This window comes from Actinoallomurus spadix (genome assembly GCF_024055725.1).
Classification (GTDB): domain Bacteria; phylum Actinomycetota; class Actinomycetes; order Streptosporangiales; family Streptosporangiaceae; genus Actinoallomurus; species Actinoallomurus spadix.
In genome coordinates this window covers 218,401-233,785 of sequence record NZ_JAMXMX010000011.1, presented here as the reverse complement: position 1 = coordinate 233,785, position 15,385 = coordinate 218,401, and the positions used below count along the sequence as shown (strand labels likewise).

8 protein-coding genes are annotated in these 15,385 nt (G+C 71.6%); all 8 read left to right on the top strand.

Features of this window, described 5'->3' with window-relative positions:
- Positions 1–21: 21 nt before the first annotated feature.
- Entirely contained in the window at positions 22–1,095 is a 1,074-nt protein-coding gene (gene rhaS / locus NE235_RS19010; protein ID WP_252804749.1) for a rhamnose ABC transporter substrate-binding protein, read from the top strand.
- Between the two features lie 59 nt (positions 1,096–1,154).
- Positions 1,155–1,472 (top strand): L-rhamnose mutarotase, encoded by a 318-nt coding sequence (locus NE235_RS19005; RefSeq protein WP_252804746.1) that lies wholly within the window; start codon positions 1,155–1,157, stop codon positions 1,470–1,472.
- A gap of 19 nt (positions 1,473–1,491) precedes the next feature.
- The gene (gene rhaI / locus NE235_RS19000) at positions 1,492–2,655 is read left to right on the top strand and encodes an L-rhamnose isomerase (RefSeq protein ID WP_252804744.1); all 1,164 of its coding nucleotides are present in this window, start codon (positions 1,492–1,494) and stop codon (positions 2,653–2,655) included.
- Position 2,656: 1 nt separating this feature from the next.
- Positions 2,657–4,696, top strand: a complete 2,040-nt coding sequence (locus NE235_RS18995; RefSeq protein WP_252804741.1) for a bifunctional aldolase/short-chain dehydrogenase — start codon at positions 2,657–2,659, stop codon at positions 4,694–4,696.
- 246 nt (positions 4,697–4,942) lie between these two features.
- Positions 4,943–7,522, top strand: coding sequence for an alpha-L-rhamnosidase-related protein (locus NE235_RS18990; RefSeq protein ID WP_252804739.1), 2,580 nt, complete (start codon positions 4,943–4,945; stop codon positions 7,520–7,522).
- A gap of 102 nt (positions 7,523–7,624) precedes the next feature.
- Positions 7,625–10,810, top strand: a complete 3,186-nt coding sequence (locus tag NE235_RS18985; protein WP_289848828.1) for a family 78 glycoside hydrolase catalytic domain — start codon at positions 7,625–7,627, stop codon at positions 10,808–10,810.
- A 71-nt stretch (positions 10,811–10,881) separates the two neighbouring features.
- The gene (locus NE235_RS18980; protein ID WP_252804735.1) at positions 10,882–12,288 is read left to right on the top strand and encodes an L-fucose/L-arabinose isomerase family protein; all 1,407 of its coding nucleotides are present in this window, start codon (positions 10,882–10,884) and stop codon (positions 12,286–12,288) included.
- Between the two features lie 48 nt (positions 12,289–12,336).
- Positions 12,337–15,339 carry a glycosyl hydrolase gene (locus NE235_RS18975; RefSeq protein WP_252804734.1) on the top strand — a complete coding sequence of 1,001 codons (3,003 nt, stop codon included), beginning with the start codon at positions 12,337–12,339 and terminating at the stop codon, positions 15,337–15,339.
- Positions 15,340–15,385 lie beyond the last annotated feature (46 nt).

Here is a 15,385-nt window from a genome sequence, read left to right as displayed (position 1 = left end):
GAACGACGAAAAGGATTCCCCATGACCAAGCGCCCCCTGGCGGCCGTGGCCCTCGCCGCCGCGCTCGCCGTCGGTGCCGCCGCGTGCGGCGGGACGACGAAGAACTCCTCCTCCGGCGACGACACCAAGGGCGCCGCGGCCGGCGGTGCCACGGCGAACCCGAACGCGCCCCTCAAGAAGGGCCTCAAGCTCGCCTTCCTCCCCAAGCAGGTCAACAACCCGTACGAGACGATCGTCGACAACGCGGGCATCGAGGGGGCCAAGGAGTTCGGCGGCACCGCCAAGGAGGTCGGCCCGTCCGACGCCTCCGCGTCCTCGCAGATCTCCTACATCAACACGCTGATCCAGCAGCGGATGGACTCGATCCTCATCGCGGCCAACGACCCGAACGCCGTCTGCGGCCCGCTCAAGCAGGCGAGGTCCCGCAAGATCAAGGTCGTCGCGTACGACTCGGACGCCTCCAAGGACTGCCGCGACGTCTTCATCAACCAGGCCAGCTCCGAGGAGATCGGCCGCAGCGAGATCAAGCTCATGTCCGAGCTGATCGGCGGCAAGGGCAAGATCGCGATCCTGTCGGCGACCGCCAACGCCACCAACCAGAACACCTGGATCGGCTTCATGAAGGACGAGCTGAAGAAGCCGGAGTACTCCGGCATCCAGCTCGTCAAGGTCGCCTACGGTGACGACGACGACCAGAAGTCCTTCCAGCAGACGCAGGGTCTGCTGCAGGCCTACCCGGACCTGAAGGGCATCATCGCCCCGACCACGGTCGGGATCGCCGCCGCCGCCCGCTACATCGACGGCTCGAAGTACAAGGGCAAGGTCGCGGTCTCCGGCCTCGGCACGCCGAACCAGATGCGCAAGTTCGTCAAGGACGGCACGGTCGCCAAGTTCGAGCTGTGGGACCCGAAGAACCTCGGCTACCTCGCGTCGTACGCCGCCGCGGCCCTCGCCTCCGGCCAGATCACCGGCGCCGAGGGCGAGAAGTTCAAGGCCGGCAAGCTCGGCGAGCGCACGATCGGCAAGGACGGCGAGGTCATCCTCGGCCCGCCGACCGTCTTCGACAAGAACAACATCGACAACTACAACTTCTGAGCGATCGGTGGCGGGGCCGCCGGTCGCGGCCCCGCCCCCTCTCGGGGGAGGAGCCCCCCGTGCAGCGCGTCTGCTTCCTGCTGAAGGTGCGGCAGGACCGGCTCGAGGAGTACCGCGAACGGCACCAGGCGGTGTGGCCGGAGATGCTGACCGCCCTGCGCGCGGCCGGCTGGCGCAACTACAGCATCTTCTCGCGCGACGACGGTCTGCTCGTCGGCTACCTGGAGACCGACGACTTCGACGCGGCGCGCGCGGCCATGGAGAACACCGAGGTGAACGCCCGCTGGCAGGCGGAGATGGCGCCGTTCTTCGAAGGCCTCGACGGGCGCCCCGACGAGGGCATGGTGCCGCTCGCCGAAGTCTTCCATCTCGACTGATGATCGGGGATCACGAACAATGACAACCGACAGGGCCCAGGTCAAGGCCGCACTGCGCGGGCAGCGCATCGAGACGCCCTCGTGGGCGTACGGCAACTCGGGCACGCGTTTCAAGGTCTTCGCCCAGCAGGGCGTGCCCCGCACGCCGCAGGAGAAGATCGACGACGCCGCGCAGGTGCACCGCCACACGGGCGTCGCGCCGACCGTCGCGCTGCACATCCCCTGGGACAAGGTCGACGACTACGCGGCGCTGGCCGAGCACGCCCGCGAGCGCGGCGTCACCATCGGCGCGATCAACGCCAACGTCTTCCAGGAAGACGACTACATGCTGGGCAGCGTCACCAACCCGGACCCGCAGGTCCGCGAGAAGGCGCTGAACCACCTGCTCGAGTGCGTCGACATCATGGACGCCACCGGCTCGCGCGACCTGAAGCTGTGGTTCGCCGACGGCACGAACTACCCCGGCCAGGACGACATCCGCGCCCGGCAGGACCGCCTCGCCGAGGCCCTGGCCGCGGTGTACGAGCGGCTCGGTGAGGACCAGCGGTTCCTGCTGGAGTACAAGCTGTTCGAGCCGGCGTTCTACACCACCGACCTGCCGGACTGGGGCACGTCGTACGCGCACTGCCTCAAGCTCGGGCCGAAGGCCCAGGTCGTCGTCGACACCGGGCACCACGCGCCGGGCACGAACATCGAGTTCATCGTGGCGTTCCTGCTGCGCGAGGGGAAGCTCGGCGGCTTCGACTTCAACTCCCGCTTCTACGCCGACGACGACCTGATGGTTGGCGCCGCCGACCCGTTCCAGCTCTTCCGGATCATGCACGAGGTGATCCAGGGCGGCGGGTACACCGACGACGTCGCGTTCATGCTCGACCAGTGCCACAACATCGAGCCGAAGATCCCCGGTCAGATCCGCTCGGTGATGAACGTGCAGGAGGCCACCGCCAAGGCGCTCCTGGTCGACGTCGACGCGCTGCGCGAGGCGCAGCGGAACCGCGACGTGCTCGGCGCGAACGCCGTGTTCATGGACGCGTACAACACCGACGTCCGCCCGCTGCTCGCCGAACTGCGCGAGGAGATGGGCCTGGACCCGGACCCGATGGCGGCCTACGCCCGGTCCGGCTACTTCGAGAAGATCCGCGACGAACGCAAGGACGGCCAGGCGGCCGGTTGGGGGGCTTGAGTTGAGCATCGTCGACGACCTGCTGAAACGCTGCCACGAGCTGGGTTCGGACCCGCGCAACACGAACTACGCGGGCGGCAACGCCTCCGCGAAGGGCGTGCAGCCGGACCCGGTGACCGGCGGTGACGTCGAGCTGATGTGGGTGAAGGGTTCGGGCGGCGACCTGGGGACGCTGAAGGAGCCGGGCCTGGCGGTGCTGCGCCTGGACCGGCTGCGCTCCCTGGTGAACGTCTACCCGGGTGTCGAGCGCGAGGACGAGATGGTCGCCGCGTTCGACCACTGCGGGTTCGGCAAGGGCGGCGCGGCGCCGTCGATCGACACGGCCATGCACGGCCTGGTCGACGCCGCGCACGTCGACCACCTGCATCCCGACTCGGGCATCGCGATCGCGACCGCCGCCGACGGCGAGGAGCTGACCCGCCGTATCTTCGGCGACCGCGTCGTATGGGTGCCGTGGCGGCGGCCCGGCTTCCAGCTCGGCCTCGACATCGCGGCGATCAAGAAGGACAACCCGCAGGCCATCGGCTGCGTCCTCGGCGGCCACGGCATCACCGCGTGGGGCGACACCAGCGAGGAGTGTCAGGCCAACTCCCTCGACATCATCCGCACCGCCGAGGCGTACATCGCCGAGCACGGCCGGCCCGACCCGTTCGGCGCGGTGATCCACGAGACGCTGCCGGAGACCGAGCGGCACGAGCGCGCCGCCGCGCTGTTCCCGCTGATCCGCGGGCTGGCCTCGACGGACCGGCCGCAGGTCGGGCATTACACCGACTCGCCGGAGGTCCTGGACTTCGTGGCGCGGGCCGAGCACCCGCGGCTCGCCGCGCTCGGCACCTCCTGCCCCGACCACTTCCTGCGCACCAAGGTCCGGCCGCTCGTCCTCGACCTGCCGCCGGCCGCCTCGCTCGACGACGTCAAGGCGCGGCTGCGCGAGCTGCACGAGGCGTACCGGGAGGAGTACCGCGCCTACTACGAGCGGTACGCCACCGAGGACTCCCCGGCGATGCGCGGCGCGGACCCGGCGATCGTGCTGGTCCCCGGTGTCGGCATGTTCAGCTTCGGCAAGGACAAGCAGACCGCGCGGGTCGCGGGCGAGTTCTACGTCAACGCGATCAACGTGATGCGCGGCGCGGAGGCGCTGTCCACGTACGCGCCGATCGCCGAGTCGGAGAAGTTCCGCATCGAGTACTGGGAGCTGGAGGAGGCCAAGCTGCGGCGCATGCCGAAGCCGAAGCCCCTCGCCACCCGCGTCGCGTTCGTGACCGGCGGCGGTTCGGGCATCGGCGCGGCCACCGCGCGCCGGCTGGCCGCCGAGGGCGCCTGCGTCGTCGTCGCCGACCGCGACGCCGCCGCGGCCGAGAAGGTCGCCGTGGAACTGGGCGCGTCGGCGCTGCGGGCCTCGGACGTCGCCATCGCCGTGGCCGCCGACGTCACCGACGAGGCGGCGATCGCCGCCGCGCTGCGCGAGGCCGTGCTGGCCTTCGGCGGCGTCGACCTGGTCGTCAACAACGCGGGCCTCTCGCTGTCCAAGCCGCTGCTGGAGACGACGGTCGCCGACTGGGACCTGCAGCACGACGTCATGGCGCGTGGCTCGTTCCTCGTCTCCCGCGAGGCCGCCCGCATCATGATCGAGCAGGCCCTGGGCGGCGACATCGTCTATATCGCCTCGAAGAACGCCATCTTCGCCGGGCCGAACAACATCGCCTACAGCGCGGCAAAGGCCGACCAGGCGCACCAGGTACGCCTGCTGGCCGCCGAGCTCGGCGAGCACGGCATCCGCGTCAACGGGATCAACCCCGACGGCGTGGTGCGCGGCTCGGGCATCTTCGCGGGCGGCTGGGGCGCCAAGCGCGCCGCCGTGTACGGGGTGCCGGAGGAGAAGCTCGGCGAGTACTACGCCCAGCGCACGCTGCTCAAGCGCGAGGTGCTGCCGGAGCACGTCGCGAACGCCGTCTTCGCCCTCACCGGCGGGGACCTGACCCACACCACCGGGCTGCACGTGCCCGTGGACGCGGGGGTGGCCGCGGCCTTCCTCCGCTGACACGCCCGGCGCGGGGCGGCCCCGTCACCGGCCGCCCCGCACGCCTCTCCCCGTCCCTCCGCCGCCCCGCCCGTCCTTCCTGCCGGCCCCTACCGCTCCCCGCCGCCGCACGCCGCTCTGTCCGCGTGCCGTCTTCGCCGTCCACCGTGCCGTCCGCGACCGCCCGCAGGTCGCTCACCGGCCACATCGGGGTTGTTCATTCCGCTGCATCCAGAAAGGGAGCCCGAACGGATGCGAAAGCGCTCGATGCTTCGACCACGCCCCCTGCACGTCCTCGCCTGCCTCGCGCTCGGCGCCACCAGCACGGTCGTGGCCCTCTCACCCGCCAGAGCCGACGGGCAGGCGGACGCCGCGACGGCCCTCGCGAGCCTGCCCTCGCCCGACTGGCGCAAGTACGTGCAGGGCACGTCGCACGCCGAGGTGTCGCCGGTCCGCATCGTCTCGACCACCGGAGACGTGACGAACCCGGAGGGCCTGCTCGGCGAGGGCACGACCACCCTGCACCGCGAGGCGCCGAAGGCCAAGCCGGCCTGGCCGTCCGGCACGACGGCCACGGCCTCCTCGTACCACGCGCCGAACGGCGGCAACAACGGCACGCCGACCTCGTACGAGCCCGGCCACGCCGTCGACGGTGACGTCAGGACCTTCTGGAACGACGCGAATCCCGACACCTATCCGGCGTGGCTGCAGATCACCAGCCCCGCGCCCGTGAAGCTGCCGGGCATCACGGTCCTGTCCAACAGCGACGGCGTTCCGATGGACTTCACCGTCGCCACCTGGAACGGCTCGGCCTGGGTGACCCAGGCGACGGTCACCGGCAACACCGACGTGCAGCGTGCCGTGACGTTCCCGCAGGAGGTCACGACCGACCAGGTGCGGATCACGGTCACCAAGGACCAGCCCAGCTCCCGCGGCGACTTCACCCGCGTCAACGAGGTCTGGCCCGGCATCGTCTCCGACCCGGCGCCGGCGAGCGTCACCCTGGACTTCGGCAAGGTCGTCGTCGGGTACCCGACGCTCCGCTTCAAGGGCGCGTCCGACGACCACCCGGGCGTGCGCCTCGCGTTCTCCGAGACCCTGCAGTACCTCACCGACCGGTCAGACTTCACCCGCTCCGACTTCTCCGGCGGCGCGGGCACCGACCAGTACGCGCCGCCCGTGAAGTCCACGACCTGGACCGACACCAAGGGCTGCCAGAGCGGGACGAAGGTCTGCGCGGACGGCCTGCACGGCTTCCGGTACCTCAGGATCAGCCTGGACGCGCTGGAGAGCGACGCCCCGGTCGCCGAGCCGTACGGCACCGTGAAGCTGAAGGACGTCACCCTCCGGTCGACCGCGCTCCCGGGCGGAGCCGGCACGTACAAGGGCTGGTTCGAGTCCTCCGACGACGCCCTCAACCGGTACTGGTACAACGCGTCCTACACGAACGAGCTGGTCACCGACACCTTCCGCTCGACCGACGTCGAGCCGCGGAACGCCGACAGCCCGAGCCTGGACGGGAAGCTGGTCCTGCACGACGGCGCCAAGCGTGACCGCGACCCGTACGTCGGCGACGTCGCCGTGTCGGGCCGCACCGACTACCTCACCCACGCGGTGCCCGAGGCCGCCCGGAACGTCCTCGCCGACCTGGCGGACCATCAGCGCGCCGACGGCTGGATCCCGCCGGCGTCCATCAACGGCTACACGCTCCCGCTGTTCGACTACCCGCTGTGGTGGGTGACCTCCAGCTCGGACTACGTGCTCTACTCCGGCGACACCGCGTACGCCGCGAAGTACTACCCGAACCTCGTCAAGACCCTCGACACCTGGTACCCGTCGGTCACCGACGCGCGCGGGCTGCTGTCGAAGGGCCTGAACGGCACCGGAGGGTACGGCGACTACGCCTTCCTGCCCCGGACCGGCGAGGTCACCTACTACAACGCCCTGTACGTGCAGGCCCTGAAGGACGCGGCCGGCCTGGCCCGCTCGCTCGGCCACACCGCCGACGCGGGCCGCTGGCAGCAGCGCGCGCAGGACGTCGCGAAGGCGATCAACACGTACCTCTGGGACGCCGGGACCGGCGCGTACCTCGACTCGGGCACCGGCGCGGTCCGCCACGGGCAGGACGGCAACGGCCTCGCGATCGTCGCGGGCGTCGCCTCCCCGGACCAGGCGGCCGCCGCGCTCGGCCACCTCGCCAAGACCACCGCCCGGCCGTACGGCAACGCGTTCATGGACAACGACACGCTCGTGCCGGACGGCAGCACGCGGGTCTACGCCTTCACCTCCTACCCGGAGATCCAGGCGCGCTTCCGGTCCGGTCAGGCCGACTCCGCGATCGAGGAGATCAAGCGGCTGTACGGCTGGATGACGGCCCACGACCCCGGCATCACCGACTGGGAGGGCATCGGCGCGAACGGCTCGCTCTACGAGGGCGCCTACACCTCCATGGCGCACGGCTGGTCCACGGGCGTCGTGCCGGCGCTGAGCAACGACCTGCTCGGCGCCGCGCCGACCGGCCCCGGCTTCGCCACCTGGACGGTCCGGCCGAACCCCGGCTCCGTGCAGTGGGCCCGCGGCGTCCTGCCCACCCCGCACGGCGACCTGCGGGTGACCTGGACCCAGGGTCACGGCGCGTTCCTCACCCTCGCCGTCGACTCGCCCGCCGGAACGTCGGGCGACATCGCGGTCCCGACCGGTGGGAAACAGGTCGTCGTCCGCGTCGACGGCAAGGTCGCCTGGGACGGCACCGCCGCGCTCGCCCACCAGGCGACGAGCGACGGCGCCCACGTCACCCTGCGCGGCTTCGGCGCCGGTCACCACACGGTCCAGGTGACCGATCGGTGACCCGGGACGCCCGTACCTGAGAGACCACGGCGGGCGGCGGCCCCGGCCGCCCGCCGCATCGGGGAGTGTCATCCGCCGGATCCCAGAAAGGGAACCCGAAGAATGCGACTCATATCAAGGTCCACCCGCCTACCGTTGTCCGTCCTCGCCACCGTGTCCGCCACGCTCGTGACCGGCACCGTGACGGGCGCCGCCCCCGCCTTCGCCGCGTCCACGCCCGTACGGGTGACGGCGACGACGACGGAGCGCGGGACCGACCCCATCGGGATCGACGCCGCCACGCCGCGCCTCGGCTGGCGGCTGGACTCGGCCGCTCGCGGCCAGTCGCAGACCGCGTACGAGGTCGCCGTCGGCTCGAAGCCGCGCGCGGCCGACGTCTGGGAGAGCGGGCGCGTCAAGAGCCCGCAGTCCGTCGACGTCGCCTACGGCGGCCCCGCGCTCGCGCCGGCCCACCGCTACTACTGGCGCGTCCGCGTCTGGGACGCCCAGGGCAGGGCCTCGGCCTGGAGCAAGGTCGCCTACTTCGAGACGGGCCTGTCCGCCGGGGACTGGTCGGCCTCGTGGATCGGCGGATCGGCCACCACGCCGAGCCTGTCGGGCGCGCACTGGATCTGGTACCCCGAAGGGGACCCGGCCGCCGGTGAACCCGCGTCGACCCGCTACTTCCGCCGGACCGTCGACCTCGGCAGCGGGGCGATCACCCGCGCCCTGTTCACCCTCACCGCCGACGACGGCTTCACGCTGTACGTCAACGGAACCCGGATCGCCGCCTCGCCCCAGGTCGCCGACTCCTGGAAGCAGGGGCAGCTCGCCGACGTCACCAAGGCGCTGCGCCCCGGGATCAACACGATCGCGATCGCGGCGGTCAACACCACCGAGAGCCCCGCGGGGCTGATCGGCCGCCTGCACGTCGAACGCTCCGGCGCCGGCCCGGTCGACGTCATCACCGACGGGTCGTTCAAGGCGGCCAAGGACGCCGCGGACGGCTGGGAGCAGCCCGGCTTCGACGACTCCTCCTGGCCCGCCGCCAGGGACACCGCCGCCTACGGCCAGGGACCGTGGGGCAGCCAGGTCATCGAGCCGTCACAGCCCGTCCCGTACCTGCGGCGCGGCTTCACGGTGACCAAACGCGTCGCCGCCGCCCGCCTGTACGTCAGCGCGCTCGGCCTCTACGAGGCCCGTCTCAACGGCCGCCGCGTCGGCGACGATCACTTCAACCCGGGCTGGACCGACTACACCAAGCGCGTGCAGTACCAGACGTACGACGTCACCTCGCTCCTGCGGCGCGGGAACAACGCGATCGGCGCGCTGCTCGGCGACGGCTGGTACTCCGGCAACATCGGCTTCGCGGGCACGCACGTGTACGGCAAGCGGCCCTGGTTCCTCGGGCAGCTGCGGATCGACTACGCCGACGGCACCTCCCAGACCGTCGGCACGGACGGGTCGTGGAAGACCGCGCCCAGCCCGATCGCGGCCTCCGACATCTACATGGGGGAGACCTACGACGCCCGCGACGAGCAGGCCGGCTGGGACCGTCCCGGCTTCGACGACTCCTCCTGGCAGCCGGCCGAGACCGGCACCGGTGTCAAGGCGAACCTGGTCGCGCAGTCCGCCCCGCCCGTCCGCGTCCAGACGGTGCTGCACCCGAAGAAGATGACCGAGCCGAAGCCCGGCACGTACATCTTCGACCTGGGCCAGAACATGGTCGGCTGGAACCGGCTCACCGTCTCCGGCCCGGCCGGCACCACGGTGACGATCCGTAACGGCGAGGTGCTGAACCCCGACGGCACGCTCTACACCACGAACCTGCGGAAAGCCGCCGACACCGACCGCTACACCCTCAAGGGCGGCGGCACCGAGACCTACGAGCCGCGCTTCACCTACCGCGGCTACCGGTACGTCGAGGTCACCGGCTACCCCGGCAAGCCCGGCCTGGACGCGATCGCGGGCGTCGTCGCGAACGCCGACGCGCCGCAGGCCGGCACGCTGACCACCTCCGACCCGCTGGTGAACCAGATCCAGCACAACATCGTGTGGGGCCAGCGGGGCAACTTCTTCAGCATCCCCACCGACTGCCCGCAGCGCGACGAGCGCCTGGGCTGGACCGGCGACATCGCCGCGTTCGCGCCCACGTCCACCTTCAACATGGACGCGGACACGTTCCTGGCCAAGTACGCCACGGACCTGACCGACGCGCAGCACTCCGACGGGTCGTTCCCGAACGTCGCGCCCGACGTCGGCAACACCGGCACCGGCACGGCGGCCTGGGGTGACGCGGGCGTCGTCGTCCCGTACACGCTGTGGCAGCGGTACGGCGACCTGCGGGTCGTCTCGGACCACTACGACGCCATGAAGAAGTGGATCTCCTACCTGGAGAGCCACAGCAACGGCCTGATCCGGCCCGACGAGGGCTACGGCGACTGGCTGAACGTGAACGACGACACCCCGAGAGACCTCATCGGCACCGCCTACTTCGCGCACTCCACCGACCTCATGGCGCAGATGGCGGACGCCGTCGGAGACACCGCCGGCGCGGCGTCCTACCGGGCCCTGCTGCGCCGGATAAAGGACGCGTTCGACGCCAGGTTCGTGAAGCCGGACGGCACCGTCGGCAACGGCAGCCAGACCTCGTACGCGCTGGCGCTCGCCTACGGCCTGCTGCCGGACGCGCAGGTCGGCCCGGCCGCGGACCGGCTGGTCGCGAACATCGAGGCCCACGACGGTCACCTGACCACCGGGTTCCTCGGGACCGGCCCGCTGCTGCCGGTGCTGACCGCGACCGGGCACACGGACGTGGCGTACCGCATCCTCGGCCAGAAGACCTTCCCCTCGTGGGGCTATGAGATCGAGAACGGCGCGACCACGATCTGGGAGCGCTGGGACGGCATCAGGCCCGACGGCACCTTCAACGACCCGGGGATGAACTCCTTCAACCACTACGGGCTCGGCGCGGTCGGCGACTGGATGTACCAGAACATCGGCGGTATCACCCCGGCCGCGCCCGGCTACCGGAAGACGGTCATCCGCCCGCGTCCCGGCGGGTCGCTGACCTCCGCGTCGGCGACCTACCGCTCCGCCTACGGCGACATCGCCACCGCGTGGCGGCGTACGGGGAACCGCTTCTCCCTCGACGTCACCGTGCCGGTGAACACCACCGCCGAGGTGTGGGTGCCGGCCAAGGACGCGAGCGAGGTCGCCGCGGACGGCGCGAAGCCCGTCCGCTTCCAGGACGGCTACGCCGTGTTCGACGTCGGCTCCGGCCGCTGGCACTTCGACGGCCGCGGCTGAGTGAAGACCGGCGGCGGGCCCGCGGAACCGGCCACCGCGGGCCCGCCGCCTCACGAAGAAGGAGAAGGAAGATGACCGACACGAAGGTCCGGGTGGGACTGGTCGCGGGCGGGCTCGGCGCGTACTGGCCGCAGTTCCCGGAACTGCTGCCGCAGCTGAAGCGGTCCGCCGAGCGCGTCTCGGAACGCATGCGCGCGCTCGGGGCGGACGTCGTGGACGTCGGCTTCATCTCCGACGCGCAGGAGGGCGCCGCCGCCGCGGAGAGGCTGCGGGTCGCGGACTGCGACCTCATCGTCGGGTTCCTCACGACCTACATGACCGCGACGATGCTCGTGCCGATCGCCCAGCGCAGCGGCGCGCCCGTCCTGCTGATCAACCTGCAGCCGACCGAGTCGATGGAGCACGCGACCTTCGACACCGGCCAGTGGCTGGCCTACTGCGGCGCCTGCCCGCTGCCGGAGATGGCCAACGCCTTCCTGCGCTGCGGCATCCCGTTCCGCTCGGTGTCGGGGTACGTCGAGGACGAGCGGGCCTGGGCGAGGATCGGCCGCTGGGTGCGGGCCGCGGGCGTACGCGCGGCGCTGCGCCGGGGCCGGCACGGGCTCATGGGCCACCTGTACCCGGGCATGCTCGACGTCTCCACCGACCTGACCCTCGTCCCCGCGAACTTCGGCGGCCACATGGAGGTCGTGGAGTTCGACGACCTGCGGGTCCGGGTCGAGAAGGTCACCGGCGTCGAGGCGGAGGCCAAGAAGAAGGAGGCCGAGGAGGTCTTCGAGCTGGCCGACTCGGTCAACGACGAGGACTTCTCCTGGGCCGCGCGGGTCGCGGTCGGTCTCGACCGGCTCGTCGAGGACTTCGAGCTCGACAGCCTCGCCTACTACCACCGGGGCCTGGACGGCGAGGTCCACGAGCGCCTCGGGGCGGGCATGATCCTCGGCGCGTCGCTGCTGACCGCGCGCGGTGTCCCGGCCGTCGGCGAGTACGAGCTGCGCACGTCCCTCGCGATGCTGATCATGGACCGGCTCGGCGCGGGCGGCTCCTTCACCGAGCTGCAGGCGCTGGACTTCCAGCGCGGCCACGTCGAGATGGGGCACGACGGCCCGGCGCACCTGGCCATCAGCGACTCCCGGCCGCTGCTGCGCGGGCTCGGCGTCTACCACGGCAAGCGCGGCTGGGGCGTGTCCGTCGAGTTCGACGTCAAGCACGGCCCGGTGACGGCGTTCGGCCTGCGCCAGGGCCGCGACGGCCGGTTCGCGTTCGTCGTCTCCGAGGGCGCGGTCGTGGACGGGCCGCTCCTGCAGATCGGCAACACGACCTCGCGCGTCGACTTCGGCTGCGACCCGGGGGAGTGGACCGACGCCTGGAGCGCCACCGGCATCTCGCACCACTGGGCCCTCGGCACCGGCCACCGGCTCGCCGACCTGCGCGCCCTCGCGGACCTGATGGAGGCCGAGCTGATCCACGTACGCCCCTGAAACGGTGACCCCCTACGCACAACCCCTGCAGCACCAAAAGGATTCACCATGAAGACCGAATCGCCGGCCGGCGGGTTCAGCCGCCGCGGCTTCCTCCTGACGGCCGGCACCGTCGCCGCGGGCGCGGCCCTCGCCTGGGGCTCGCCTCTCGATGAGGCCGTCGCCCGCGCCGCGGACTCCGGAACGGCCGGGAGGTTCGCCCGGCCCGACGCGGCCGTGGCGCCGAAGTTCCGCTGGTGGTGGCCGGACGGCGACGTCGACCCCGACGAGATCCGCCGCGAGGTCGACCAGATCGCCGACGCAGGCTTCGGCGGGGCGGAGATCGCCGCCGTCCACCACAGCGTCTCCGACAAGTCGGTCCTCGACCCGGCCGGGCACGGCTGGGGAACCCCCGCGTGGGTCGCCGCCGTCGAGGCGGCCCTGGACCAGGCGCAGCGGCGCGGCGTGACGATCGACCTCACGATCGGCCCGTCCTGGCCCGCAGCCGTGCCCACGATCACGCCGGACGACCCCGCGGCGGTCAAGGAGCTGGCGTACGGTTCGGTGACCGTCGCGGCCGGCGCGACCTACGACGGCCCGGTGCCGGCGCCGAGCCGGGCGCCGTCCTCCGCGGCGAAGACGCAGAGGCTCTTCCTCGTGCAGGCCGCGCGGGTGAACACGGCCAACTCCACCCGCAAGGAGACCGGCCTGGACCTGGCCTCGGTCCAGGACCTCACCGGGCAGGTCGCCGACGGGCGGCTGTCCTGGACCGCGCCGTCCGGCGGCTCCTGGGTGATCATCAGCCACTGGGAGCGGGGCTCGGCACAGACGCCGGAGTCCGGCCCGCACACCGTCCCGGCGGCGTACGTCGTCGACCACTTCAGCGCCGCCGGCACCAAGGCCGTGACCGGCTACTGGGAGGAGCACATCCTCACCCCGTCGGTGCGCAGGCTGATCGAGCGGGCGGGCGCCACGCTGTTCGAGGACTCGATCGAGATCGAGACCAAGGCGCTGATGTGGACCCCGGACCTGCCCAGGGAATTCGAGCAGCGAAAGGGCTACTCGGTGCTGCCGTACCTGCCCGCGATCACGCAGGACAACGGCAACCAGCTCTACGCGTACGAGGCCGCGCTGACCCGGCGCATCCGCTACGACTACTGGGACGTCGTCTCCCAGCTGTTCAACGAGAATCACATCACGGCGCTCCAGGACTGGGCCCACTCGATCGGCCTGAAGTTCCGCTGCCAGCCGTACGGCGCGCAGACCGACGCCATCGCCTCGGCCGCGATCCTCGACGTGCCGGAGGGCGAGTCGATCGGGTTCCACAACCTCGACGACTGGCGGACCCTGGCGGGCGGCCGCGACATGGCCGGCCGCACGGTCCTGTCCGGCGAGATGGGCGCCTACCAGGGCGGCGCGTACAACACGACGTGGAAAAAGTTCCTGCTCACCGTCGGTGGCGCGTACGCCGCCGGGCTGAACCGCAGCGTCATCCACGGCTTCTCCTACGCCACAGCGCCGGGCGTGAAGTGGCCCGGTTACGCCGCCTTCACCCCGTACAGCGGGTCGATCGGGTACGCCGAGTCGTGGGGGCCGCGCCAGCCCACCTGGCGGCACGTCAAGGACATCTCCGGTTACCTCAGCCGCGTCCACCAGGTGCTGCAGACCGGCACCCCGCGCGTCGACGTGGCGGTCTTCCGGCAGACCGGGTACTCCAAGACCGGCATCGGCGTGTCCTGGTTCACCGCCACCGGCATCACGCTGGGCTGGAACCACCAGTTCATCAGCGCGCCGCTGCTGGACCTGCCGAACGCCGACGTCCACAGCGGCCGGCTCGCCCCCGACGGCCCGCGGTACAAGGCCGTGTTCATCGAGGGCGACCACTTCTCCAGCATGGACTGCACGCTGCAGCTCGGCGTCGCCGAGAAGCTGCTGAGGTTCACGAGGGCGGGCCTGCCGATCGTGCTGCTCGGTGACTGGTCCGCGCCGGTCGTGCCGGGGGTGGGGTCCGACGCCGAGAACGCCCGGCTGCGGTCGGTCGTGGCCGACCTGCTCAAGCAGCCGAAGGTCAAGGCCGTCGCCGCCACGGCCGACGTCCCGGCCGCGCTCGCCGCCCTCGGCGTCACGCCGGACGTGTCGTACGCGCAGGGCTCGACGCTGCTGAACTTCCACCGGTACGACGACAAGGACAACGTCGACTACTACTACCTTTGCAACGGCAAGCACGCCGAGACCGTCAAGCCGCCGGTCGCCGCGATCGACCACCAGGTGTCCTTCACCCGCAACCACAAGAACGCGGTGCCCTACCTCCTCGACCCCTGGTCCGGTGAGGTACGGCGCGTCGCCCTCTACACCGAGGACGGCGACAAGGTCACCCTGCGGGTCGCCCTGCAGCCCGGCGAGGTCATGATCGTCGCGCTGGCGAGCCCCGGCAGCCTCGGCGACGCGCCCGGCCGGACGCACGCCATCGCCACCGAGGCCGCCGAGGTCGTGCTCGCCGACGGCAGGCTGATGGCGCGCGCGACGAAGGGCGGCACCTACGCCACCACCCTGTCGACCGGCACGAAGGTACGAACGGAGATTCCGGACGTCCCGGCGCCGATCACCCCGGCGAGCTGGCGGCTGGAGGTCGAGGACATGCAGCCCGGCGCGTCGGCGACCGAGACCACGACGGTCCTGCACCGGCTGACGCTGGACGCGCTACAGCCCTGGCCCAACATCCCCGAACTGGCGGACGTCTCCGGCATCGGCCGCTACACCACCACCGTCGAGCTGCCCCGGCCCTGGACCGGCGCGTACGGCGCGTACCTTCGGCTCGGCCAGGTCTTCGACACCTGCCGGGTCACGGTCAACGGCCGTGCGCTGCCGCCCGTCGACCAGATCAACCCGGTCATCGACGCCGGCCCGTACCTGCGGGCCGGGACCAACACCATCACGGTGGAGGTCGCGACGACCCTGAACAACCGGCTGCGGGTCTCCGACCCGGCGGTCTACGGCGTCGCGTCGCGCCAGGCGTACGGGCTCCTCGGCCCGGTCACCCTGGTCCCGTACGCGCAGGCCGTGATCGCCTAGGACGCCCCCTGGCCGGTTCCCCTGCCCCGGGCCGGTCGCGGGAATC